This is a genomic window from Aminobacter sp. HY435, assembly GCF_027568395.1.
In the GTDB taxonomy this organism is placed as follows: Bacteria; Pseudomonadota; Alphaproteobacteria; order Rhizobiales; family Rhizobiaceae; genus Aminobacter.
The window spans coordinates 244,700-268,973 of record NZ_JANKZL010000008.1 but is presented as its reverse complement, the minus strand read 5'-3'; the positions used below and the strand labels follow the sequence as shown (position 1 = coordinate 268,973).

23 protein-coding genes, 1 pseudogene and 1 riboswitch are annotated in these 24,274 nt (G+C 63.0%); of the genes and pseudogenes, 4 read left to right on the top strand and 20 right to left on the bottom strand.

Features of this window, described 5'->3' with window-relative positions; genetic code table 11:
- Position 1: 1 nt before the first annotated feature.
- The 10 genes from PCJ21_RS14065 to PCJ21_RS14020 all read right to left on the bottom strand — a co-directional run bounded on the left by PCJ21_RS14065 (position 2) and on the right by PCJ21_RS14020 (position 12,798).
- The gene (locus PCJ21_RS14065; RefSeq protein WP_269932034.1) at positions 2–685 is read right to left on the bottom strand and encodes a resolvase; all 684 of its coding nucleotides are present in this window, start codon (positions 683–685) and stop codon (positions 2–4) included.
- Complete coding sequence (locus tag PCJ21_RS14060) at positions 682–2,028, bottom strand: dihydroorotase (protein WP_269932033.1); 1,347 nt, start codon at positions 2,026–2,028, stop codon at positions 682–684. Before PCJ21_RS14060 ends, PCJ21_RS14065 begins: the two co-directional genes overlap by 4 nt.
- Positions 2,028–2,915 carry a dipicolinate synthase subunit DpsA gene (locus PCJ21_RS14055; protein WP_269932032.1) on the bottom strand — a complete coding sequence of 296 codons (888 nt, stop codon included), beginning with the start codon at positions 2,913–2,915 and terminating at the stop codon, positions 2,028–2,030. Before PCJ21_RS14055 ends, PCJ21_RS14060 begins: the two co-directional genes overlap by 1 nt.
- Positions 2,912–4,000: an NAD/NADP octopine/nopaline dehydrogenase family protein gene (locus PCJ21_RS14050; protein ID WP_269932031.1), complete on the bottom strand. Its 1,089-nt coding sequence runs from the start codon at positions 3,998–4,000 to the stop codon at positions 2,912–2,914. Before PCJ21_RS14050 ends, PCJ21_RS14055 begins: the two co-directional genes overlap by 4 nt.
- 162 nt (positions 4,001–4,162) lie before the next feature.
- On the bottom strand, positions 4,163–4,594 hold the full coding sequence (locus PCJ21_RS14045; protein ID WP_269932030.1) for a GlcG/HbpS family heme-binding protein: 432 nt from the start codon (positions 4,592–4,594) through the stop codon (positions 4,163–4,165).
- 488 nt (positions 4,595–5,082) lie between these two features.
- Positions 5,083–7,275: a malate synthase G gene (locus PCJ21_RS14040; RefSeq protein ID WP_269932029.1), complete on the bottom strand. Its 2,193-nt coding sequence runs from the start codon at positions 7,273–7,275 to the stop codon at positions 5,083–5,085.
- 17 nt (positions 7,276–7,292) lie between these two features.
- Positions 7,293–8,546, bottom strand: coding sequence for a D-amino acid dehydrogenase (locus tag PCJ21_RS14035; RefSeq protein ID WP_269932028.1), 1,254 nt, complete (start codon positions 8,544–8,546; stop codon positions 7,293–7,295).
- A 145-nt stretch (positions 8,547–8,691) separates the two neighbouring features.
- Positions 8,692–8,794, bottom strand: a riboswitch (glycine riboswitch).
- Positions 8,795–8,860: 66 nt separating this feature from the next.
- Entirely contained in the window at positions 8,861–10,300 is a 1,440-nt protein-coding gene (locus PCJ21_RS14030; protein ID WP_269932027.1) for an amidohydrolase family protein, read from the bottom strand.
- A gap of 128 nt (positions 10,301–10,428) precedes the next feature.
- Positions 10,429–11,601: a M24 family metallopeptidase gene (locus PCJ21_RS14025; protein ID WP_269932026.1), complete on the bottom strand. Its 1,173-nt coding sequence runs from the start codon at positions 11,599–11,601 to the stop codon at positions 10,429–10,431.
- 36 nt (positions 11,602–11,637) lie between these two features.
- Positions 11,638–12,798, bottom strand: coding sequence for a mandelate racemase/muconate lactonizing enzyme family protein (locus tag PCJ21_RS14020; protein WP_269932025.1), 1,161 nt, complete (start codon positions 12,796–12,798; stop codon positions 11,638–11,640).
- 169 nt (positions 12,799–12,967) lie between these two features.
- On the opposite strand from PCJ21_RS14020, the gene PCJ21_RS14015 reads away from it, so the two are divergent.
- On the top strand, positions 12,968–13,264 hold the full coding sequence (locus PCJ21_RS14015; protein WP_269932024.1) for a hypothetical protein: 297 nt from the start codon (positions 12,968–12,970) through the stop codon (positions 13,262–13,264).
- Between the two features lie 35 nt (positions 13,265–13,299).
- On the opposite strand, the gene PCJ21_RS14010 is transcribed toward PCJ21_RS14015, so the two are convergent.
- From PCJ21_RS14010 to PCJ21_RS13990, 5 genes are read right to left on the bottom strand one after another with little or no spacing between them, the layout of a single operon-like run.
- Positions 13,300–14,073 carry an SDR family NAD(P)-dependent oxidoreductase gene (locus tag PCJ21_RS14010; RefSeq protein WP_269932023.1) on the bottom strand — a complete coding sequence of 258 codons (774 nt, stop codon included), beginning with the start codon at positions 14,071–14,073 and terminating at the stop codon, positions 13,300–13,302.
- 8 nt (positions 14,074–14,081) lie between these two features.
- The gene (locus PCJ21_RS14005; protein ID WP_269932022.1) at positions 14,082–15,158 is read right to left on the bottom strand and encodes a hypothetical protein; all 1,077 of its coding nucleotides are present in this window, start codon (positions 15,156–15,158) and stop codon (positions 14,082–14,084) included.
- A 32-nt stretch (positions 15,159–15,190) separates the two neighbouring features.
- Positions 15,191–16,225, bottom strand: a complete 1,035-nt coding sequence (locus tag PCJ21_RS14000; RefSeq protein ID WP_269932021.1) for an ABC transporter substrate-binding protein — start codon at positions 16,223–16,225, stop codon at positions 15,191–15,193.
- Between the two features lie 6 nt (positions 16,226–16,231).
- Positions 16,232–16,975, bottom strand: coding sequence for an ABC transporter permease (locus PCJ21_RS13995; RefSeq protein WP_269932020.1), 744 nt, complete (start codon positions 16,973–16,975; stop codon positions 16,232–16,234).
- 46 nt (positions 16,976–17,021) lie between these two features.
- On the bottom strand, positions 17,022–17,813 hold the full coding sequence (locus tag PCJ21_RS13990) for an ABC transporter ATP-binding protein (protein WP_269932019.1): 792 nt from the start codon (positions 17,811–17,813) through the stop codon (positions 17,022–17,024).
- Between the two features lie 644 nt (positions 17,814–18,457).
- On the opposite strand from PCJ21_RS13990, the gene PCJ21_RS13980 reads away from it, so the two are divergent.
- Together PCJ21_RS13980 and PCJ21_RS13975 are read left to right on the top strand one after the other, a co-directional pair.
- Positions 18,458–19,048: an ankyrin repeat domain-containing protein gene (locus PCJ21_RS13980; protein ID WP_269932018.1), complete on the top strand. Its 591-nt coding sequence runs from the start codon at positions 18,458–18,460 to the stop codon at positions 19,046–19,048.
- 12 nt (positions 19,049–19,060) lie between these two features.
- The gene (locus tag PCJ21_RS13975) at positions 19,061–19,594 is read left to right on the top strand and encodes a nucleoside deaminase (protein ID WP_269932017.1); all 534 of its coding nucleotides are present in this window, start codon (positions 19,061–19,063) and stop codon (positions 19,592–19,594) included.
- A gap of 4 nt (positions 19,595–19,598) precedes the next feature.
- Here the strand turns inward: PCJ21_RS13975 and PCJ21_RS13970 are convergent, their stop codons facing one another.
- The 3 genes from PCJ21_RS13970 to PCJ21_RS13960 are packed head-to-tail and all read right to left on the bottom strand — an operon-like array spanning position 19,599 to position 20,823.
- Positions 19,599–20,012 carry a GFA family protein gene (locus PCJ21_RS13970; protein WP_269932016.1) on the bottom strand — a complete coding sequence of 138 codons (414 nt, stop codon included), beginning with the start codon at positions 20,010–20,012 and terminating at the stop codon, positions 19,599–19,601.
- Between the two features lie 29 nt (positions 20,013–20,041).
- Complete coding sequence (locus tag PCJ21_RS13965) at positions 20,042–20,506, bottom strand: SRPBCC family protein (protein WP_269932015.1); 465 nt, start codon at positions 20,504–20,506, stop codon at positions 20,042–20,044.
- Between the two features lie 2 nt (positions 20,507–20,508).
- Positions 20,509–20,823 carry an ArsR/SmtB family transcription factor gene (locus tag PCJ21_RS13960; RefSeq protein WP_269932014.1) on the bottom strand — a complete coding sequence of 105 codons (315 nt, stop codon included), beginning with the start codon at positions 20,821–20,823 and terminating at the stop codon, positions 20,509–20,511.
- Positions 20,824–20,950: 127 nt separating this feature from the next.
- Between PCJ21_RS13960 and PCJ21_RS22110 the strand changes: the two are divergent.
- Positions 20,951–22,049, top strand: a pseudogene (locus tag PCJ21_RS22110) (CaiB/BaiF CoA transferase family protein).
- A 185-nt stretch (positions 22,050–22,234) separates the two neighbouring features.
- On the opposite strand, the gene PCJ21_RS13950 reads toward PCJ21_RS22110, so the two are convergent.
- Together PCJ21_RS13950 and atpD are read right to left on the bottom strand one after the other, a co-directional pair.
- Positions 22,235–22,633, bottom strand: a complete 399-nt coding sequence (locus PCJ21_RS13950) for a F0F1 ATP synthase subunit epsilon (protein WP_269932013.1) — start codon at positions 22,631–22,633, stop codon at positions 22,235–22,237.
- A gap of 104 nt (positions 22,634–22,737) precedes the next feature.
- Positions 22,738–24,252 (bottom strand): F0F1 ATP synthase subunit beta, encoded by a 1,515-nt coding sequence (gene atpD / locus PCJ21_RS13945; RefSeq protein ID WP_269932012.1) that lies wholly within the window; start codon positions 24,250–24,252, stop codon positions 22,738–22,740.
- Positions 24,253–24,274: the final 22 nt, after the last annotated feature.

Genomic DNA, 24,274 nt, shown 5'->3' with positions numbered 1-24,274 from the left:
GTCATTTCTCCTCTCTTTCATTGGGCATCGCGCCGGAGGCCCAGACGGGCACGGCGGGCGCAAAGCCCGAAACCAGATCGTTGTTGGCCCGATCGGCGCCGCAAAGCAGCCACAGCGGGCGGTTCGAATAGTGGACCAGCACCTGCTCTTCCATGCACGCGCGGTTGGCCGGATGGTTCGGATCGCGGTCGAACCGGCTCGTCGCGGGCATCAGCCTGACGACATAGAGCGGCTCCGACAGATTGAACCCGGCAAGCATTTCAGGACCGATCTCCTCCAGCCCGACTGCCTTGACCTCCGGCTGTTCCCTGCCGACGGCTACCAGAGCCAGAGCGCCTGCCAGCGGCGTCACCGGCCAGTAGCGACCCTCGCGGGCCTGACTGATGAATTCGCCATAGCGCCCAACCTCGGCGAACAGCTCGCTGTCCCAGAGGATGACGTCAGGCCCGATGACCTTCCGCGTGGCGTCGATCACCAGATCGCTCTCGCACAGGTCGAGAAAGCTCCACGGGTCGGTCAGGCCGAGGCAGTGCCCCCATGGGTTGTGGATCCCCGACAGCCTCTCCTGGCGGATCGTCGCCTTGCGGGCCACGATCCTGGCAACCGCCTCGCGCACCGGCAACCTTGCCGGTGTCAGCGAAACCCGGCCGGCCAGGTCGAGATGGTCGGAGCCCCCTTGGGTCATGACGGCACAGTCACGCAGCGGCCGCGGCCGTAGTGGCTATCGGCGACCACGCCGTTCTCGTAGACCACATCGCCGCGGGCGATGGTCATCACCGGCCATCCCCTGAGCTTCCAGCCTTCATAGATGCAGGTGCCCTTGCCGGTGTGCTCGACCGTGCGCTCCTCGTCGAGGTCGACGAGCACCAGGTCGGCGTCGAAGCCGACATCGATATGGCCCTTGCGCGGCCACAGGCCGAAGCGACGCGCCGGATTGAACGAGTTGAGCTCGACCAGGCGGCTGAGCGGCATGCCACGCTGATGGACGCCGAAATGCAGCATCAAGGACAGCTCCCACGGGAAGCTGACGACGCCCGGGAATTCTGTCCACAGGTCCTCGAGCTTCTTGGGCAGGAACGGCACGTGGTCAGTGCCCAGGCTGTAGACCGAACCGTTGAGCATGCCGGCCCACAGACCTTCGAGCTCGTTGCGGTCGCGCAGCGGCGGCGAGATCTTGGCGCGCATGTCGAGATCTTCGTCGTAGCAGGTGCGCGTCAGGTAATGCGGACAGGTCTCGACGGTGACATGCACGCCGCGCGCCTGCGCCTCGGCAGCGAGCACCGGGCCCATGCCGACAGACGTGTGAACAAGATGCAGCGGGCAGCCGGTCTTCTCAGCCAAAAAGATCATGCGGCGGATGGTCTCGACCTCGCAGAAGGCCGGGCGCGATTCCGTGTAGGCGCCGAGGTCCTGGCGTCCGGTCGCGGCGATCTCCTTCTTGATCCACGAGGCGATCTGGGTGTTTTCGCAATGGACATTGATGACGCCGCCGGGAACCTTGGCGAGGATGCGCATCGCCGCGTAGACCCAGCCATCCGTCGCCGGCACGATGCCGATCGGATTGTCGGGCTCGTAGCCGAAATAGCACTTGAACGACTTCACCCCGGTCTTGGCAACGATCTCGGGGATCTCGGCGATATGTTCCTCGCGCTGGATGCCGAAGTGGAAGCCGAAGTCGATGACCGAGTTCTCCTCGCCCAGCGCCTTCCGCTCCTCGTAGAATGGCAGGTAGGATTCCTTGAGGTTGCGGATGTAGAGCAGCGCCGTGGTGACACCACCTGAGGCCGCTGCCGCCGTCTCGGTGCGCATGTCCTCGGCGAAGGGGAATTTGACGCCGAGGTGGCAGTGCGGGTCGATCAGGCCGGGCATCAGCACCCGTCCCTCGGCGTCGATGGTGCGGGTCGCCTCCGGCAATGACTCGTCCGATCCGGTCAGGACGATCTTGCCGTCCTTGACCGCCACGCCGCCATGAAATTCGCCATCGTGGCGAACCACCCGTGCGTTCTTGATGACCAGATCCGCCTTCATCACTTCTGCTCCAATATGCCTTCGATGCGTCTTGAGATGCCGCTCCACTGACTGCGGCCGACGGTGATCGGCGCGCGCGCGCCCATGCCACGCGCCCAGATCGCCTTCAGCCCGAGTTCGGCTGCAGCCTCCCTGTCGATGGTGCCGGGCGGGGCCGCAACGTCGACCAAAAGCGCATGCTTGGGCAGGAGCTTGAGCTGGTCGCGATCGAGCAGCCGCTTCGGCACGCTGCCGATGACGATGTCCATCCTGGGCAGGAACTCGGGCAACTGTTCGAGCGTCAGCGATTCCGCGCCCGCCGCATAGGCCGCCGCACGCTGAACCGGGTTGCGCGCCGCGACATGAACATGGGCGCCGAGTGCGACCAGCGTGTTGGTCAAAAGCGAGCCGATGGTGCCCTGCCCGACCAGACAAATATTGGATTTGTGGATGGTGATCTCGGTGTTTTCGATGATCACCTTGAGCACGCCTTCGACGATCGCAGGGCCGCGCAGCAGCATCAGGTCGACGTCCCATTCATATTCGTGCAGCGAAATGCCGAGCGCCTCGCAGTGCCCCTTCAGGTTGGCGTCGGCCCAACCGAGGATGATATGAGCAGGCTTGTTCATGCCGGCCAGCATCTCGCGGGTCGGGATGATCTTCTCCGGGCACTTCGGCGCAAACAGGGCACCTTCCGCTGTTATGCCTGGGATCGGGAACAGGGCGATGTCGGCCCCCTTCAGTGCATCCGCTGCATCCTTGGCATGGTAGACGCCCTCGATGCCTTCCTCGGGCCAGGGAAAGCCAAAGGCTCGGACGGTGGCGCCGTCGCGCACGGCGCAGCGGGCGATTTCCTGTTCGCGAGCGTCACCAGCGACGACGGCGATGACTGTGTTGTTCCAGCTCATTTCGCCCTGACCTTCTGAATGACCTGATCCCTGGACATGCCGGCAATACCCATCGCCTCGGCGGTGCGACCACCCTTGCGATAGTCGGTGCCGACGGCGATCTGCGCCAGGCTGTAGAGCGAATGCGCCACGGGCGTCTCGACGCCGGCGATGCGGGCGAATTCGAGGAACGGCAGCAATCCGTGGCCGAAATCCTCCTTGTAGTAGCGGTATTCCAGCGAATCCGGGCCCTTGATGCGCTTGTTGGCCTCGCCGCCGGCAATCGCAGCGCGGAAATCGCTGGTGTCGGTCACGTCGGCCTCGACCGTGCCGAGCAGCTTCATCTCCTCGACCAGATTGGGCAGATCATGCCCGAAGGCCTTGGCGACCGCCAGACGCTCGTCGTCGAGCTGCTTCATGACGCGGGCGACGCCAGGTGTCATGGCGTCGACATAGAAGGTGAAGTTGCCGGCGGTCGCCTCGACCCAGGCAGCCGCCAACACTGCCGCCGGCGGATGCAGGACCATGTTGACGTTGGAGAGGTCCGAGGCGATCACGTCGGCCACAGGCGTCAGGCCCGGATAGAGCTTGCCGGCGATCTCCAGCACCTCGGAGCCGCCCTTGAGCGCCGCGGCCTTCAGCTGCTTGGCGCGGCCGGACACGGTGACGCCGTCGGGGCGATACTTGCGCGCGACATAGGTCAGCGTCGAGAACTCGACGACTGGGGGCGCCGCACGGCCGGTACGCGAGAAGGTCTCGGCGAATTCGAGCGCGCCTCCGGTGTGACCGGGATTGAGCACGACGGGTTTTGTCGAAGACCAGCCAGCGTCGGCCAGGGCCGAGGCAATCGCTGAGTGCGAGAAGGTCGGCAGGACAACGACAGCGACATCGACGCCCGCGATGGCTGCCTTGAGTTCAGTGGTGATCAGCGCCGGTTTGGCCACGCCCTCGCCGAGCTTGCCCTCATAGGCGACGCCGCCCAGCTTGATGTGCGGCTCCAGCGTCTCAAGCGAACGCGCCCAGAAATGCACATCGTGCCCGGCCTGGACCAACTCTGCGACCGAGGCTGCACCGCCCGCGCCCGCGCCTAATACTGCAACTTTCATTCTCTCCTCCGGGGCCGAGGTGCGGCTTGCCGGCCGCACGACGTCACGCTGGGAACAGGTACTCCTCCCTGTTCCTCGCGCCAATTGATTGCCATCAATTAGTTTGATCACACTTTATGATCACACTGAGAATTGTCAAGCGAAAGAATGCGCTTCCGTCGTTCATCCAGCCTGATGCTTCAAGCCGGCGGCTTCGATGCCGGCGACGGCGGCGAGTTCGTCATTGTCTGACGTATCGCCCGTGATGCCGACGGCACCGATGAGCTTGCCTGCCTGGTCGCGGATCAGCACGCCACCGGGCACCGGCACGATGCGGCCGCCGGAGACGGCGTTGAGGCCTTCCATAAAGTGCGGCCGCTCCTTGGCGGTCTGGTCGAGCCAACGCGAACCCATGCCGACTGCGAGCGCGCCGTAGGCCTTTCCCGAAGCGATCTCGTAGCGCAGCATCGAGGCGCCGTCCTGCTTTTGGAACGCCTTGAGATGACCGCCGGCGTCGAGCACCGCAACCGTCAGCGGCTTCATTTTGGCCTCTGCGCCCTTGGCGAGGGCGGCTGCGATGATGGTGCTGGCGGCAGTCAGAGTCAGGTCGGTCATGTTTTCTCCTTGGGTGATGGTGATCGTTTGGGTTGGTTTGACGGTCGCGACCAGGCTGAAGCGCGCGAGCGACCGGCGATTAGGTTTCGTGCGACGAGACTTCGGAACCGGTAGTACCCCCAACCGCCTCCCCTCCCCATAAGGGGGAGGAGTCTCCTGCCGCGGCTTCGCGACCATGCGATTCATGGCTGGGAGGGCGCCGAGCCGGTCCCCCTCTCCCTTGTGGGGAGGGGTTAGGGGTGGGGGTATCGCCTGACACTGCCCACTTAGCGCCGCCCCTCATCCGCCTGCCGGCACCTTCTCCCCGTAAGGACGGGGAGAAGGACGAAGCTCCCGCGCCGCTCCCTCATCTGGCGAAGGCGGAACGTCGCCCAGGCCAATTCCGTACGACCTCCAGGACGACAGGCGCACACGTGGACGTCTCCCTCTCCCTGTTCTTCACGGGGAGAGGGTAAGGGTGAGGGGCAAGTGCCGCGCTCGACGGCGCGTCACCCCACGCGGCGCTTCGCCTTGAGTTCCAGCCGGCGCTTGTGCAGGACCGGTTCGGTGTAGCCATTGGGCTGGGCGCGGCCTTCGAAGACGAGGTCGCAAGCGGCGCGGAAGGCGCTCGACTGGTCGAACTCGGGCGCCATCGGCCTGTAGAGCGGATCGCCGACATTCTGCCGGTCGACGATGGCCGCCATGCGCTGCAAGGAATCCATCACCTGGATGTGCGAGCAGACATCATGACGCAGCCAGTTAGCGATGTGCTGGGACGAGATGCGCAGCGTGGCGCGGTCTTCCATCAGGCCGACGTCGTTGATGTCGGGCACCTTCGAGCAGCCGACGCCCTGGTCGATCCAGCGCACGACGTAACCGAGGATTCCCTGTGCATTGTTGTCGAGCTCGCGCTGGATCTCGTCGGGCGTCCAGTTGGGGCGGACGACCACAGGCACCGACAGGATGTCGTCGAGCCGCGCCTTGGGCCGGCTCTTCAGCTCGGCCTGGACGGCGTGCACATCGACCTTGTGATAGTGGGTGGCATGCAGGGTCGCTGCCGTCGGCGACGGCACCCAGGCGGTGTTGGCGCCGGCTTTCGGATGCGCGATCTTCTGCTCCAGCATCGCTGCCATCAGGTCGGGCATCGCCCACATGCCCTTGCCGATCTGGGCATGGCCGGACAGGCCGCATTCAAGACCGGTGTCGACGTTCCAGGCCTCGTAGGCATTGATCCACGGCGCCTGCTTCATGTCGCCTTTGCGCACCATGGGGCCGGCTTCCATCGAGGTGTGGATCTCGTCGCCGGTGCGGTCGAGGAAGCCGGTGTTGATGAACACCACGCGTTCCTTGGCGGCGCGGATGCACTCCTTGAGGTTGACGGTGGTGCGCCGCTCCTCGTCCATGATGCCCATCTTGATGGTCTTGCGGGGCATGCCGACAAGGCGCTCGACGCGGTCGAATATCTCGACGGCGAAGGCGACTTCCTCGGGACCGTGCATCTTCGGCTTGACGACATACATCGAGCCGGCGCGGGAATTGGCACGGCGGCCATTGGCGCCAACATCGTGCAGGGCGATCAAGGCGGTGATCGCCGCATCCATGATGCCCTCGGGCACCTCATGGCCGTCGCGGTCGTGGATACCAGGATTGGTCATCAGGTGGCCGACATTGCGCACCAGCATCAGCGAGCGGCCGGGCAGCGAGACCGAGCCACCGTCAGGGGTCGTGTACTCACGGTCGCCGTTGAGCCTGCGGGTAACCGGCTTGCCGCCCTTGTCGAAGGTCTCGGACAGATCGCCCTTCATCAGGCCGAGCCAGTTGCGGTAGACCAAAACCTTGTCTTCGGCGTCGACGGCCGCGACCGAGTCCTCGCAGTCCTGGATCGTCGTCAGCGCCGATTCCAGCATCATGTCCGAGATGCCGGCCGGATCGGCCGTGCCGATCGCACTGTCCCGGTTGACCACCACCTCGACATGCAGGCCGTTCTTGGCCAAAAGCACAGCGTCGGGATTCTTTGCCTCTCCACGATAACCGGCGAATTGTTTGCCGTCGCCCAGCGCAACCGAACCGGCAGCGGTCTTGAGCTTCAGCGCCCCGCCTTCGACCGCAAGACCCCTCACATCGCTCCAGCTGCCCGAGGCCAGCGGCGCGGACTGATCGAGAAACGCCTTGGCCCAGGCAATCACCTTTTGGCCGCGCTTGGGGTTGTAGCCCCTAGTCTTCTCCGCGTCGTCCGTCTCCGGGATGGCATCGGTACCGTAGAGCGCGTCATAGAGCGAACCCCAGCGGGCATTCGCCGCATTCAGCGCGTAACGCGCGTTCATCACCGGCACCACCAGCTGCGGCCCGGCGACGGTGGCGATCTCGGCATCGACGTTTTCGGTCGTCACGGAAAATGCCGGCCCCTCCGGCACCAGATAGCCGATCTCGCTCAAGAACGCCTTGTAGACGGCCATGTCGTGCGGCGCGCCATGCTTGCGATACCAGGCATCCAACTTCAGCTGAAAGTCGTCGCGCTTTTCCAGCAGCGCCCGGTTCTTCGGCGCAAGATCATGCACGATCGCGGCAAAGCCTTCCCAGAACGCAGCGGCCTCGACACCCGTCCCCGGCAAAGCCTCCGACACGACGAAGTCGTAAAGCTCACGTGCGACGGAAAGGCCGTGGATGGAAACGCTGTTGGTAGCCAGGTTCATCATGTTCATCGTCTCGTCTCCCGGGGTCAGGCCGCAATCGCAGCGTCGGTGCGGAACTCGCCCGAAATGGTCTCGGCGACCATCTGGGCAGTGGCGGCCGACAGCGTCCAGCCGAGATGACCATGGCCGGTGTTGTAGAACACGCCTGGCTGCCGCCCCTTGCCGACTCTCGGCATCATGTTCGGCATCATCGGACGGAGGCCGGCCCAGGGCACGACCCGGTTGGTGTCGACGCCTGGGAACAGCATGCGCGTCCAGTCGATCAGCGGCCTGACCCGGTCGTCGCGGATGTCACGGTTCATGCCGTTGAACTCGGCAGTGCCGGCGACACGAAAACGCCCGGCGCCCAGACGGCTGGTGACGATCTTGGCGCGGTCGTCGAGCAGGCTGACCCAGGGCGCGGCAGCCTGACTGCGCTCGTCGTCGAGATGCACCGTGATGGAGTAGCCCTTGACCGGATAGACATTGACCCGATCGCCGAGCATCGCCGCGAAATGGCGGCTGGCGGAACCGGCGCAGATGACGATGCCGTCGGCCTCGACGACCCTGTAGTCGGGCTGGCCGTCAGCACCATCAGTCGTGTAGCCGATGCAGAACACACCGTCCATGGCGATACGGTCGACAGTGGCGTCGAAGACGAAATGCGCGCCGCGGCGTTCGCAAACCTTGGCGAGGCCGAAGGTGAACTTGTGGATGTCGCCGGTCGAGTCCGACGGCGTGTAGAAGCCGCCGTGGAAATCGCCATGCAGCGTCGGCTCGATCGACTTCACTTCCTCTGATGTCACCGGCCGGCGGTCGAGACCGCCCTCGACCAGCATCGAGTTGACCTTCAGCGCATGCTGGAAGCTCGGCTTGTCCCAGTAGAAATGCAGGATCCCGCGCCTGACATGGTCGAAATCGATGTTCTCGCGCTCCGCAATGGCAAACAGGTGCTTGCGCGCGGCAATCGCCAGCCGCGTCGTCTCCACCGTATTGTCGCGATAGTTCGCGATGTTGGAGACGAACTCGGCCAGCCAGGCATATTTGTGCCAGGTCGGCTTCGGGTTCATCAGCAACGGCGCATCGCTGCGCAGCATCCACTTGATGCCCTTGAGCAGGGTCGACCAGTGGTTCCAGACCTCGGCATTACTGGCCGACAGCTGGCCTCCATTGGCAAACGACGTCTCCATTCCGGCATAACGCTGGCGGTCGATGACGGTGACGGAATAGCCGCGCTCCAGGAGCGCATAGGCAGTGGTGACGCCGGTGATACCGGCGCCGATAACGGCAATATGGGGCATCTCACTCTCCGCGAACAAAGTTGGGTGCGGGCCGAAACCCGCTGTTTTCCCCAATCTGTCGCTGTACCTGAGAGCTTAACCGCGCCGGCCCGGCCGCCACGGCTTTCCCCTTCGGTGGGCACTCGAGGCGCCTCTCTCCAGATCGTTCAACTGCATGGTCACTTGTGCCTGAGAGTTTCCTGGGGGGTTGCTCCGTCGGCGTCGGCCGGTGTCAACTAGCAGCGGCCGATCTCTCCCATGCAGCCTCTTGAACGCATGTCTTCATAGCTGGCGCCAATTCCTTCCGCAACGTGAGGCGCGGAAGGGTCTGGCCATCAGTTGCCTTCGTCGTAAAGCGTCGTGGTGGTCTCCACGCCGTGCTCATGCAGGCCAGCGCGGACCACTGCGGCAGCCGCCAGTTCGCGCGCCTTGCGGCGGATGCCTGCCTCGTCGACGCCCTGCACCTTGCCATCGGCATAGACCGCCTTGCCGTCGACCCAGGTCTGGGTGATCGAGGCGGTCGAGGCCGAAAACACCAGCGCCTGAAGCGGATCGTAGAACGGCGTCCACTCGACATGGTCGAGGTCGAACAGGATGAAGTCGGCCTTCTTGCCGATCTCCAGCGAGCCGATCTCGTCGTCCCACATCAGGGCGCGCGCGCCCTCGATGGTGGCGGCGCGCAGCGCGTCGCGTGCCGTGAAGACGTCAGGCTTCAGCCGCGCATCCTTGAACATGCCGGCAACGACCAGCATCTGGCGCATCAGGTTCATGTTGCCTGCGGCCGACACACCGTCGGTGCCAAGACCGACCTTGACGCCGGCCCTGACCATCTCCGGATACTTGCCGATCGAGGTCGCACCCTTGCCGAGCTTGAACGACGAGCATGGGCAGAAGGCGACACTGGCGCCGCGCTCGGCCAGCAGCTTGACCTCTTCGTCCGACACGGCAGCGCCGTGGGCGATAACAAGGTTCTTGCGGATGCCGCCGGCGTTGTCGACGCGGGTGATCGGCCAGCAGCCATATTTGCTCTCGCAAACCTTGGCCTCCTCGATCGAGGTCGCCAGGTGATAGGTCGTTCCGACGCCCAGCTTCTCGGCCAAGGCGACGGCGCCGACATGCAATTCGAGGCTGCAGGGTTCCTTGCCTTCGATGTTGACCCAGCAGCGGGCACGACCGTCGAGCGTGTTGTTGTAGCGGAGAACGTTTTCCTCAAGCACCTTCAGCGCCGATTGCGCATCGGGGAAGAAGTGGTGATCGGCCATCTCCTCGGTCCAGCCGCGCGGCAGCTCGGCCGGTCGGTTGTCGGCGGCGTGGCGGCCAGTGATGCCGCGGATGCCGGTCTTGTCCATGGCACGGATGACGATGCCGGGATCGTATTGCGAGCCCATGTCGAGGAAGCAGGTGGTGCCACCGCGCAGCATCTCGGTAATGCCGAGCAACGCGCCCCAATACTCGTCTTCCTCGGTGATGTAGGCATAGAAGGGCTTCGCCCAGTGGAACACCCAGGCGCGGGTGTTGAGGTTATCCGGGAAGACCGCGCGCGACAGCGTCTCCGACAGATGCACATGGCTGTCGACGAAGCCCGGGCAGATGCCGAGCATCGTGCCGTCGATGACCTTGTCGAAGCTCTTGCCATTGTGGCGCGCCGCCACCTCGCTCGCCGTGCCGATGTCGGCGATACGGTCGTTTTCGACGACCATGCTGGCGTTACGCAGCACCGTGTCGTTCTTGTCGACCGTGAAGGCGAAATTCAGATTCTCGATCAGCGTACGCATGCGGCTCCACCCTATGGTTTGCCCACGGACCCTCCAGATCGCGTCGCCGGTCCGTGACGGCGGGCGATGCCTAGCTTTGCAGCCGGGCCACAAAACACCCCGGCTGCCAATTCACAAGCAGCGTTCGCTCAGGCGACCGCCTTGACCTTGCCGCCCTGCTTGGCGGTGCCGCAAAGGATCAGCTTGTCGGTGTCGGCATAGTCGGACAAAAGCTCCGACCCCTTCGACGTCACCAGCAGCATGTCCTTGTTTTGCATGCCGTAACCGAAGCCGGTGTCGTAGCAGAGCGGTTCGAAGCCGAGCACCATGTTCTCTTCCAGCGGCGCGTCGCTGCCCGGCTTGCCGAGCACCGGCGTCAGGCCGAGATACGGATCCTCATGCAGGTGCAGGCCGATGCCGTGGCCGACGAACGAGATCGGCGGCAGGTTGAGCTTTGCGAGCTTGGCGATGAAGGCATCGTAGATTTCGCGGCAGCTGGCGCCCGGCTTCACCTTCTCCATGATCTCATATTTGCACTCGACCAGGTGAGCCCAGATCTTGTCGGCCATGGGCGGCGCCTCGCCGACGATTGCCGTGCGGCACACGCCGGCCTGGTAGCCGTTGATGACCGAGAAAATCTCGACGCGGCAGACATCGCCACGCTTGAGGATACGGTCGGACGGACCGACATTGGGCAGCACCGAGCGCTCGCCGGTGGCGACGATCAGAAGCTTGAAGTGCTCGGCGCCGAGCGAATAGACGTTGCGGGTCAGGTGGCCGGCAATGTCCATTTCGGAGTCGCCGGCATCGACAACGGCGAGCGTGTCGGTGATCGCCTGGTCGGCGATGCGCGACAGCTTGGAGAGCAGCGCGATTTCTTCTGCCGTCTTGATCTGGCGTAGCCGCGCCAGGATCGGCTCCGCATGCTCGAAGCGGGCGCCGGGCATCGCTGCGATCAGGCGGGCGAAGTCACCGGCCGGCAGGTAATCCATCTCCAGGCCGATGCGTGCCTTGGCAAGTCCCAGGCCGGAAAGCTGGTCAGCCAGCACCAGCATCGGATCGTCGGAGAATTCTGCCCAGATACGGGCCGGCATGTCGGGCAGGCGGCGCTTGATTGTCGACGCCTCCATGTCGACGCCGAAGATCGCCGTGCGTCCGTCAGCGGTGACGATGGTCATCGCATGGCGGTGGCGGATCAGCGGCTGCGACGGCACCACGAAGCCGGTGGTGTAGGCGAAGTTTTCTGGCGACGAGCAGATGATGGCATCGAGCCCATGCTCAGCCATTGCCTTGACCTGCTTTGCGACGATTTCAGTCCGCATTTCTTGTAGTTCTCCCCTGGATGGCTCGCGTCGGGTTCAATCGCGGACGCGGTATTTTTCGATCTTTGCGAGGTCGACGTCGATGCCCATGCCGGGCCCGGTCGGAACGGCGATGGCGCCTTCGGAGAAGCGCATCGGTTCAACCAAAAGGTCGTCCTTGTAGTAGATGCCGCCGACCTGGCCGTGCTGCGCCTCGGCTGGCGTCGAGATCGGAATGACGCAGGACAGCGTCACCGCCGGTGAAGCGGCAGCGACCTGGACATTGGCGAGATTGCCGATGCCCGTCTCGATGGAGCCGTTGACGTTGCAGATGATGCCGGCCGCACGGCACACCGCACCGACCTCCATCGCCTTGTAGAGACCGCCAGCCTTGGTGGTGTAGATCGACACGATCTGCACCTTGCCGACGGCGATGATCTGGATGGCGTCATGGGGGTTCCAGGCCGATTCATCGGCCATCACGGGCGCATCGATGCGACGCGCCACCTCGGTGATGCGCTCGATGCCCATCACTGGCTGCTCGACATATTTGAGACGGTATTTTTCCATCTGGCGCACGGTCTGCACCGCCTCGCCGGGCGTCTTGTAGCCTTCGTTGGCGTCAACGCAGATTTCCATCGCCTCGCCGGCAGCCTCGCGAACGGCCGCGACCATCTTGACGTCACGCACGGGGTCGACGCCGATCTTGACCTTGATCGTCTTGATGCCTTCTTCGGCGAGCTTGGCCGCTTCGATCTTGGCCTCGTCGATCGAGATCAGGCCGATCGAATGGGTGATGCCGACCTTGTCGCGCGCCTTGCCGCCGAGCAGCGTATGAACAGGCACATTGAGCCAGCGTCCGGTGAGATCGTAGGCGGCGAATTCGACCGCAGCCTTGGAATAAGGATAGCCGCGGATGATGGCATCCATACGAGCATGCAGTTCGGCGAAATTGCCAAGCTCGACGCCGATGACGGCAGGGGCCAGGTAGGTCTCGATGACGGCGCGGGTGATCAGCGCGGACTCACCGAAATAGCGACCGAACTCACCGCCCCAGTCCTTGAGCGCCGGCGCCTCGCCCCAGCCGACCCGGCCGTCGCTGTCGGTCATCTTGACCATGACATAGCGGCCGATGACCTCGGTCAGGCCGGCCCACTTGTGCTCGCGCCGCGTCGGCAGTTGGACAATCAGCGTTTCGATGGACTTGATCGTGGGCAACGTTTTGTACCTTCTTCCTTGTCACCGGCGATGCGTCGCGCTACATTTGCGATCATCTAGTGTGATCACACTTTATGATCATATTTTTGGAGCGTCAAGCACCTCGCTGCACTGAATTTTCACGATGCGCGTGGCAGTTGCCCAAGCCGCATGAGGAGAGCAAAAAACGATGATCGTCGAAGCAACCAACTACTTCGCAAGAGAGGGCCAGGCTGCGGCCGTTCTGGAGCAGCGCCGCGAGGCGACTGAACTCAGGCGCGAACTCGGGCTCGATCCAGGCCGCATTCTGATCCGGCTCGAAGGAAACGGCCCTGATGTCAGGTGGGAATGCAACTTTGCGTCGCGCGAAGCCTATGAAGTCGACATGGCGGCCAGGGGCGGATCGCAGGCCTTCGCTGACGCGCGCAAGACGATGCACACGTTGCTCGAGCGCTTCGAGCGCCATGTCTATCAGGCTGGAGACTGACACCCGTCAGCTGCCTGTGATTCGAGCGACTTGGCTCAGTCGGCGGTCCAGCCGCCGTCAACCACGAGCGACGAGCCAGTCACCAGAGACGACGCGTCTGAAGCTAGGAACAGTATTGCGCCCATGAGATCTTCCACCTGACCGATCCTGCCCAGCTTGATCTTTGCCGTGACGGCCGCCAGCGCGTCCGAACCGAGACCGTATGAGCGTGTCATGGGCGTGTCGGTGAAAGTTGGCGCAATCGTATTGAAGCGAATGCCCTTTGGGCCGAGTTCGGTGGCAAGCGCCTTGGTCAAGCCTTCGATCGCAAATTTCGATGCGACATAGATCGACCGATTTGGCGCACCAACGTGCCCCAATTGCGAAGAAATATGGATGATGGAACCCTTGCGACCTGCGGAGACGAGCGCCCTCGTCACCGTCTGCGCCAGGAAGAAGGCGGCCCTGACATTGATCCCGAAAACGGCATCGAAGTCCTCGGCACTGACAGCGGCGAAGGCAGCAGGACGATTGGTCCCGGCATTGCTGACAAGGATCTCGTATGGCTCGCTGCCGTCCAATGCCTGACGAACAGCGTCAAGATCGGTGACATCCAACACCAGCGCATCGGCGTTCCCTCCCGCCGTCCGGATGGCTTCTGCCGCTGCCTCCACCTCCGATGCCGTTCGTGCACACAAGGTGACGCTGGCGCCAGCCTCCGCCAGGCAAGTCGCAGCAGCAAGACCGATGCCACGCCCGGCACCGGTGACCAGGGCGCGGCGTCCTTCGAGACGAAATGACGGCGTCGAAGGAAGCGCGAACGCACTCATCGTGAGCTTCAGCCCCCGAGCTTGTCGCGGAGTTGGCCAAGGGCCGTTGCGGCATTCTCGACCTCGGCGACATCAAAACCTTCCGAGAGAACCCGGCTGTAGGCGGCGAGCGCCTTGCGAGCAGGTTCGGAATAGGTCACGCGCCCCGTTTCGGAAATGCTGACGCCGTCGGCGTTCTCGAACCCTCGGTTCCAAAGAATTGCTTCGTCACGAGACAGGCCCTCGGGAAGGTCAAGCGATACCTGGCCTTCAGCTACCTGCACCGGGTATCCGCCCGGCAGTCCGCCGGGGCCCGGCACATGCGCCCGGATATCGCCAAATCCGGCCAAGGCCAGAAGCACCGGCACGGCGGATGCGCCGGAGATGACATTGAGATCCCTATAGGGAAGCACGACATGACGTGTCCGCTCGTCTACATCGGCTATTTCGTCGTCGCCGATCCAGGCGCGAACCGGAGGGCCTGAGCGTTCATTGCCGCTTTTTCGCCACTGCACGAGGTGCTGGTGATGCGCCAGAACGCGTACCGACGCGCGCTGCTCAGGCTCAAGCATTCCGGCAATCACGGCAGAGAAAATACCGACGTTGCCGACACCCGTCGTGATGGGCAAGCCGGCCGCACGGAGGACCTGGTTCACACCGTCCGGATAGCAGGTGTTGACGAAGGAAATGCCGCTGTCCACCTGCCGGATTGCAGCGGCTGTTCGCCTCGGAAGGACGGAATGAAGGGCCAGGGTCAGGCCGAATCCTCCCTCCGCGACGAGGCGCGACCATTGTGAGTCCTCACGGTCCACTTTCCACGGCGATTGCAGTGACGCGGAATGGACGACAACCCTTGGACGTATCGCATCGAGACTTTCGGCAACACCCGAAGACGAGGTGAAATCGACTTTCACGACCTCGAACGTCACGGGCCTCCCGAAGATGGCCGCCCGGGCACGGCCAGCCTCGGCCAGCCACTGAAGCCGCTCTTCGTTGCGGCCTCCGATCGCGACACGAAGCCGTCCTGTTGCGGTGGAAGCCAGGTCGCCGATCATGACCTCGGCGTAGTAGCCGGTGCCAATGATGAAAATGTCGGCTGTAGTCATGTCTGACCCCACATTGGTGACCCGGAGGGCAACTACTTCAAGAACTGAGTTGTGAACGCCTTGGACACGTCGATGCTGGTCTTCAGAAGCCCCATCTCGACGAGTTGCTGCTGGAGTTCGTCCCAACCTGCGAGCGTTGACGAGCCCAATCCGTTTGCACTGACGTCCGGCGACTGAGTGAGCTTCAGCACCTCCGGCAGCTTCAGCTTGGCATAGACCTTGTCCGTGCTGGGATTGGCCTTCACGAAGGCTTCGTAGGCCTCGTCGGGGTTCGCAACCGCGTATTCCCAGCCGCGCACGAATGCCTTGGTGAAGCGCGCCACCAGATCGGGCTTCTCCGCGATCAGTTCGGCATTGGTCAGCAGCGCGGTGGAATACATCTTCATGCCGAGGTCTTCGAGGAGGATCCAGCTGACATCCTCGCCGGTGGCCTTCAGCTTCAGGGCGTCGTTGAAATAGAAGCCGACGCCGGCATCGATGCGATCCGCAGCGATAAGGGACACCAGCGCGCCATCCGCGGGCACCTCGGTCAGCTTGGCAGGATCGAGTTTCAGCGTCTTCTTGATCGCTTCCCACTGGCGGCCGGTGCTGCTTTTGAGCTGGATGCCGAGCGTCTTGCCGTAGAGATCTGTCTCCACATTCTTGATGTTTTGCGACGTCTTGAAAATGAAGGCCGTCGGGTTCTGCTGGAGCAGCACCGCCGTCGCAACAACGGGCAGGTCGCGCGCGGCGCCGAGCAGCACCTGATCGGCCGACGCGTAGCCGAAGTCGGCATCCCGGTTGCCCACCAGCTTCGTGGTAACCGACGAACCCTCGCCCGGAAGGAGTTCGACCTCGATGCCCTCTTCCTTGAAGAATCCCTTCTCGATCGCCAGGAAAATAGGCGCATGTTCCGATCCGAACACCCAGTCGAGACGCAGCTTGACCGAATCCGCCGCATCGGCCGAGGTGCCGATAGCCACGAAGCCCAACGCCGCGATCGCAGTACGATAAATCCACGACCCAAAACTGTTTGACATCTTCATCTCCCTTTTGCGTAACCCATTCCAAAAGCAGTCATCACTCACCCTTCCTCACATGGTCGCTGATGCCCCTGAAGCGTCGTCCTGTGCGTTGACCACGACCATCCGCTCGGCGGCAACGATGACGAGGAAGAGCAGGATCCCGAGCAAACTCATGCATACGATGGCCGCGAACATGAGTTCGGTATCGAGCGATATGTTCGAGGAATTGATGATGTAGCCGAGACCTTCGCCTGCAGCGACGAACTCGCCGACCACAGCCCCGACGATGGCCAGGGTGATGGAAATCTTAAGTGCGGCGAAAAAGTAGGGCATCGCCCATGGCAGGCTGATCTTGGTGAATTTCTCCCAGCCGCTGGCGCCGAGCGAATCCATATATTGCAGCAGTTCCTTGTCGACTGAAGTCAGGCCCTTGGCAGTGTTGATCACGACCGGAAAGAAGGCGATCAGCGCGGCAATTACGATCTTCGGCGTCAAACCGAAGCCGAACCAGATGAGGAACAGCGGCGCAAACGCGATCTTCGGCAAAATTTGCGCGGCGACGAGGAACGGATAGGTCAGTTCACGGATGATCCTCGAATAGGCGATGCCAATCGCAATGACGAAGCCCGTTGCGACTGCGTAGAGGAAGCCGAGCGTGATGGCGATGAATGTCGGCCATGTGTTGACGAGTAACAATTCACGGTTTTGCCATGCCGATACAGCAATGCGGCTCGGGGGCGGCAAGATCACCGGCTTGATCTGGAGGAGGTGCACGAGCACCTCCCAAGCGGCGAAAAACACGATGAAGACCATAGCTTGGCCGGCGGCGACGCTGAGGCGGTACATGGGTGGTCCCCTATCAAGCGGTTACTGGATCGCGGTGACGCAGGAGACCGCGGATATGGCTGGCGAGCGCCAGGAATTCGGGTCGCTCGCGGGTCTCTTCGGTACGCGGCCGCTCGAACGGCACCGGAATGCGTTCAAGAACCCGACCGGGACGGGCCGACATGACCACGATCTGTTCCGACAACAGCACGGCTTCGGGAATCGAATGCGTGATGAAAACCACAGTGGTTTCGGTCTGCGCCCACAGCAGCAACAACTCTTCCTGCAACGTCTCCCGGGTAATCTCATCGAGAGCGGCAAAAGGTTCATCCATCAGGAGGATCCGCGGCTGGAAAGCCAGGGCGCGGCAGATCGAGACTCGCTGCTGCATGCCACCTGACAATTCGTGCGGAAAACGCTCCTCGAAGCCTTGAAGGCCGGCGATCTTGAGCCAGCGCCGTGCCTCGGCCTCACGCTCGGCGCGGCTCATGCCGCGGCGGGCCACTTCCATCGTCAGCATGACATTGTCGAGAGTGGTTCGCCATGGAAGCAACAGCGGTCGCTGAAAGACGTAGCCGACCTGGCCCTGGGTCTTGAGCCGGCTGAGCGGCTCGCCATCAAACAGCACCGTGCCACTCGTGGACTGAAGGACACCTGAGAGAATCTTGAGCAGCGTGGTCTTGCCACAGCCCGAAGGTCCGACGATGCTCAGGAACGATCCCGGAGCAATGTCGAATGAAACATCATCGAGAGCCGTGACTGTGCTGGTCTTTGTCCTGAATGAAACCGAGAGATTCTTGATCGAAATACCGGGCGCCTTGCTCATGACTAGTCGAACCGACCTGCTTGGCTGCGATCCGAACGTTCCGACAAAAGCTCCACACTAGCGACGACAACTCTTCGCATTCACTCCCCCACTTTGTGACAACAATATGTGATCACGTATTGTGATCTGTGTCAACTAAGGCCTCCCCCCGTAAGTCGAATAGGGAACATGTGACCTGCCGTCCTGAAATCGCGCTGGTCAAGGCTGCTGTTTGATCTCTACGCACACGCCGGGTTCATGCTTCTCTCGGCGGCCGATCTCAATGGGTTGCCGCAGTATGGCGTCAGATGGTTGGAGCGGCACCATCGAGTTTTGCTACACCAGCCAGGCGGTGTCCGAGTGTATTGCCGCGCTGCCGGCAGCGGTTCACCGGCAAGCACCTCGCCAAGAAAGTCGGCGTTTCGTCATCCACCGTCAGCGGGTGCTGCGGCGCGCAGGATTGTCGCGGCTGAAGGACATCAAGACACCACGATTGTCTCAATGTTGCTGCACATACATTTCAATAGGACACGTGGAGCGGACAAAGCCGGACGATTGCCTACCGAACTCCAGACTTGGAAAATGAGGGCCTCATGCGCAGACTGACCTCTTTTGTCGTATTGATGTTGCTGTCCTGGATCTCACCGTCGTTGGCAGGAGACAAAATGCCCGGAGAACTGCACACGCTGGCGACGAACAATGATCCTGCCGCCATCCGCCAGCTTGTTTCAAGGGGCGTCGAGATAGACGCCCGCGACGAACAGGGCCGCACGGCATTGCTGGTTGCCACCCACGCCAACAACATCGACGCCGCCAGGGCACTGATCGAGGCAGGCGCCGACGTCAACGCCAAGGATGCGATCTCGGACAGTCCCTACCTCTATGCCGGCGCCCGCGGGCATCTGGAAATCCTGCGCATGACGCTGTCGCATGGCGCCGATCTCAAGAGCACCAACCGCTATGGTGGCACCGCATTGATCCCGGCTGCGGAACGCGGGCACGTCGAAACCGTTGCAACGCTGATCAAGGCCGGGGTCGACATCGACCACGTCAACAACCTGAACTGGACGGCACTGCTCGAAGCCATCATCCTTGGCGACGGCGGTCCACGCCATGTCGCGATCGTAAGGTTGCTAGTCGAGGCCGGAGCCAACGTGAACCTAGCCGATGGCGACGGTGTCACGCCGCTCGCGCATGCCCGGCAGCGAGGCTTTGACGAAATGGAGCGAATCCTGGTGGCGGCCGGCGCTCACTGAAGGGAGCAAGCCATGAAGAACACCGCACGCTTTCTCAGCGAGGCGATTGATCTCGCCCGGGCGAACATCGCCAGAGGCGGCCGACCGTTCGGCGCGGTTGTCGTCAAGGATGGCGATGTCATCGCAAACGGCGTCAACGAGATCCTGGCCACGAACGATCCGACCGCCCATGCCGAGATGACGGCCATACGCGCCGCCAGCCAGGCGCTCGGCTCGCCCAACCTGCAGGGCTGCGCCGTCTATGCCAGCGGCAACCCCTGCCCGATGTGCATGGCCGCGATGCGGTTGAGTGGCGTCGAACGCGTCGTCTACGCCTATTCGAACGACGACGGCGAACCCTACGGCCTGTCGACTGCGGCGATTTATGCGGACCTCGCCAAACCGTTCGACGAGCAACTGATGAAGATCGAATACGTGCCGCTGCGGCCCGAAAGCGGCAGTCACCTCTATGCCGAGTGGAAAGCCGCCAATGCGTCGAACCGACCTGCGGCGGCCTTAGGCATGCAGGTCGTCGCCGATCGCTGCTCACCCCGGCGGCAGCGCTGAACGCTCAGCCCGGCATGCGATCGAATGTCTGCAGCGACGGATCCATCATGTCCCATGCATGCCCCCGGATGGCGTATGAGACCATTTGCGGATTGAACTGACCCGGCTCATCCAGGCTTCCGGCATGGACAGCGATCAGCTCCGGCATCGCAACGAATGTGACGTACACCGGCGTGCCACAGTTCGGACAGAAGGCGTGGACCTTCTGGTTTCCGCTGTCGCCCGCCACCCGCCAGGTTTTCGCTTCGCCGGTGATCGCCATGTCGGCGCGTCTGGCATAAGTCAGATAGGACGAATGCCCGGTACCGCTTCGCTTCTGGCAATCCCGGCACTGGCAGTGAATCTCGACGAAAGGCGCGCTGGTGGTCTCATAGCGGATCGCCCCGCACGCGCATCCGCCCGAATAGACTTTGCTCATGGCAGTTCTCCCAACCGGCCTCGCCGGGTTCAAGCCGACTTCGGATTGGCGAACAAGTCGACGCCCTGGCCCGTCTCCAGGAAGGATTTCAGGCTGGACAACACGATCGGCCAGCCCTGGCTGATGCCCTTGGCCATGCCGCTGCCGGCTTCCAGCTCGTCGTGGGTGACTGTCAGCCGCACCATGTTGTCGTATTCGACGATGTCGAAGGTCACCCGGCTATGGCTATCCGGGTCCGCCGCTTGCGACGCCGCTGCCCAGGTGATCACCAACCGGCTCGGCGGCATGGTTTCGACGACCTCACCGACCAGCTCCACCGTCCGCTCGTCATTGGCCCGGATATGCTGCCACTTCGAGCCCCGGTTCCAGTCGGAGACATTTTCGTGCCCCCAGTAGCGACGGGCCAACTCCGGCTGGACGATAGCTTCGAACACCTTTTCAGGCGTCGAACGAATGTAGGTGACATAAACGAAACTGGTCTTGTCCTTAGACATAGTCACTCTCCTTCGAGCTCTTTCTTCAGATCGTGCAGCAGGCTGAGCCGCTGCTGTTCGAACTTCCTGACCCACCGTTCGTAGACCTCGTGCAGCGGCACGGGATTGATGAAATGAAGCTTCTCGCGGCCCCGCTTGACCGTGCTGACCAGATTGGCCGCCTCCAGGATTTCGAGATGCTGGGTGGCCGACTGCCGCGCCATGTCCAGATGCTCGCAAAGCTGGCCGAGCGTCTGCCCGTTCCGTTCACAGAGAAGGTCGAGCAGTCTTCTGCGGGTCGGGTCGCCCAGTGCCTTGAAAACCTTGTCAGCGTCCATCTTTCTCGCTCTCGTCTAAGCTATTATGCAGGTATTTACCTGCATGTCAAATGCGAGCCGGATGGCGATCGACACGGGGGGCGTTCCCATCCGGGGCCTGCGTGTACTAACCTTCGCCCGCGAGGAGATGCTTATGCCTGAAGCTGCCAGGGGTCCCTTGAAAGGGATCCGTATCGTCGAGTTTGTCGGTCTCGGCCCGGCGCCGTTTGCGGCCATGCAATTCGCCGACATGGGGGCCGACGTCGTCCGCATCGCCCGCCCCGGCGCCGCACCGCTGCTGCCCGATCCCATCACCGGACGCGGACGGCCGTCCGTCGAGGCCGATCTCAAGAACGCCGGCGACGTGGCACTGGTGGCGGCGCTCGTCGAACGTGCCGACGCGCTCATAGAAGGGTTCCGCCCCGGCGTCATGGAACGGCTCGGGCTTGGACCGGAGGAAATGCTCGCGCGCAATCCACGCCTCGTCTATGGCCGCATGACAGGCTGGGGGCAGACCGGCCCGCTCGCCCAACGCGCCGGCCACGACATCAACTACATCGCCGTCACTGGCGCACTCGCTGCCATCGGTCCAACCGGGTATCCGGTTCCACCGCTCAATCTCGTCGGCGACTTCGGTGGCGGGTGCGATGTTTTTGGTCAGCGGCATGCTGGCTGCGCTGCTGTCGACCCAACGCACCGGTCGCGGCCAGGTTGTCGACGCCGCCATCTGCGATGGCACGTTGCAGTTGATGGCGATGGCCCATGAGTTCGCCGCAGCGGGCCAGTGGAACCGCTCCCGCCAGGCGAACCTGCTCGATGGTGGCGCACCGTTCTACGGCACGTACCAATGCGCCGACGGCAGGCACATCGCCATCGGCGCCATGGAAGGCCAGTTCTACGACGTGTTCCGGCAGGCGATCGGCCTCGACGAGGAAACGGCGCGATTGCGTGTGGATCCAGCCAACTGGCCCACGCTGCGCGAACGGACTGCCGCCCTGATCCGCACCCGTCCCAGCGCCGAATGGCTGGCACTGCTCGAAAACACCGACGCCTGCGTCTCGCCAGTGCTCGACCTCGAAGAGGCGCAGCACCATCCTCACCTCGTCGAGCGCAAGGGTTTCGTCAGGCTCGATGGCCTGGACCAGCCCGCGCCGGCACCGCGTTTCAGCGGTACGCCGACACAGGCGCACGCGCGGCCCACGAAGTTGCGGTCCTTGACCAACGCCCTGGCCGCTTGGTCCGGATGATCTGGAGCAAGTCCACAAGAAGTGTGACGAGTTTCTCTGTGCGGAACTGCGTCAAACAGGCAGACCGGGCGTCCGAAGAAGGGCGGAAATGCTCCGGAGAATCGTCACGCCGAAAAACAAAAAAGCCGCCATTGACCGGCGGCTTCACAATATCGATGGTTCCGGCGTCGCCGGATATTGCAGTCCTAGACGGCTGCTTCCAGTGTCGACAGGTGGTTCAGATAGGCTTCAGCCTTCGAACGCACGGCGTCGTCCTTGGCGTCGGCTACATCCTCGCGGGCCGACTGGATGCGGCGCAGCAGCTCGGCGCGGTCGATATCCTTCACCGGCGTCGCGGATTCCGCCAGCAGCGTGCAGCCGGCCGGAACGATATCGGCGAAGCCGCCGAACACGACGTAACGCTCTTCCTTGCCGGAAGCGGTCTTCACCGTCACGACGCCCGGCTTGATGGTGGTCATGACCGGTGCGTGGTTCGCCATGACAGTCATCTCGCCTTCCGTAGCGGGAATGACGACGGACTCGACCTGCTCCGAGACGAGCAGACGCTCGGGCGAGACCAGTTCGAATTTGAAAGCTTCAGCCATGGTGTCTCACAAATGCTTGGACGGTTTCCGAGCAGACCTGCCCGCATCGGGCAGTGATCGGGCGACAGCGCGGACCCGAAAGCCCGCGCTGAGGCGTCGTTTTCTTATGCCGCTTCCGCAGCCATGCGCTGGGCCTTTTCGATCGCCATGTCGATGCCGCCGACCATGTAGAAGGCAGCTTCCGGCAGGTGATCGTATTCGCCGTCGACCAGGCCCTTGAAGCTCTTGATGGTGTCTTCGAGCGGAACCAGCTGGCCAGGAGCACCGGTGAACACTTCGGCCACGAAGAACGGCTGCGACAGGAAGCGCTCGATCTTGCGGGCGCGGGCAACCGTGACCTTGTCCTCTTCCGACAGCTCGTCCATGCCCAGGATGGCGATGATGTCCTGCAGCGACTTGTAGCGCTGGAGGATTTCCTGGACGCGGCGGGCAACCGAGTAGTGCTCTTCGCCGACGATCAGCGGATCGAGCATGCGCGAGGTCGAGTCGAGCGGATCCACCGCCGGGTAGATGCCCTTTTCCGAAATCGCGCGGTTGAGAACGGTCGTCGCGTCAAGGTGCGCGAACGAGGTTGCCGGCGCCGGATCGGTCAAGTCGTCGGCGGGGACGTAAATCGCCTGCACCGAGGTGATCGAACCCTTGTTGGTGGTGGTGATGCGTTCCTGCATCTGGCCCATGTCGGTCGACAGGGTCGGCTGGTAGCCCACTGCCGACGGAATACGGCCGAGTAGAGCCGACACTTCCGAACCCGCCTGGGTGAAGCGGAAAATGTTGTCGACGAAGAACAGCACGTCCTGGCCCTGGTCGCGGAAATGCTCGGCGATGGTCAGGCCCGACAGGGCGACGCGGGCGCGCGCGCCGGGCGGCTCGTTCATCTGGCCGAACACCAGGGCGCACTTCGAACCTTCGGTCGAGCCGTTGTTCTCATGCGGGTCCTTGTTGACGCCCGACTCGATCATTTCGTGATAGAGATCGTTGCCTTCGCGGGTGCGCTCGCCGACGCCGGCGAACACCGAGTAACCGCCGTGCGCCTTGGCGACGTTGTTGATCAGTTCCTGGATCAGAACGGTCTTGCCGACACCGGCGCCGCCGAACAGGCCGATCTTGCCGCCGCGGGCGTAGGGAGCCAGAAGGTCGACGACCTTGATGCCGGTGACGAGGATCTGTGCTTCCGTCGACTGGTCGACATAGGCAGGCGCTTCCTGGTGGATGGCGCGCTTGGCCTTGGTCTTGACCGGGCCGGCTTCGTCGACCGGCTCGCCGATGACGTTCATGATGCGGCCCAGCGTCTCGTCGCCGACCGGAACCATGATCGGCGAACCGGTGTCGCGCACCGGCTGGCCGCGAACCAGGCCTTCCGAAATGTCCATGGCGATGCAGCGCACGGTGTTTTCACCGAGATGCTGCGCCACTTCGAGGATCAGGCGATTGTCGCCGTTCATCGTCTCGAGCGCGTTCAGGATCGGCGGCAGTTCACCGTCGAAGTGAACGTCGACAACGGCGCCGATGACCTGGCTGACGCGGCCGGCCGAGCCCGTTGCGGCTGCCTTTGCAGGCGCTGCCTTCTTTGCTGCCGGGGCCTTTTCCGCCGCGGCTTTCGGAGTAGCTGCTTTAGCCATCGTTCTAACCTCTGTGTCCGTT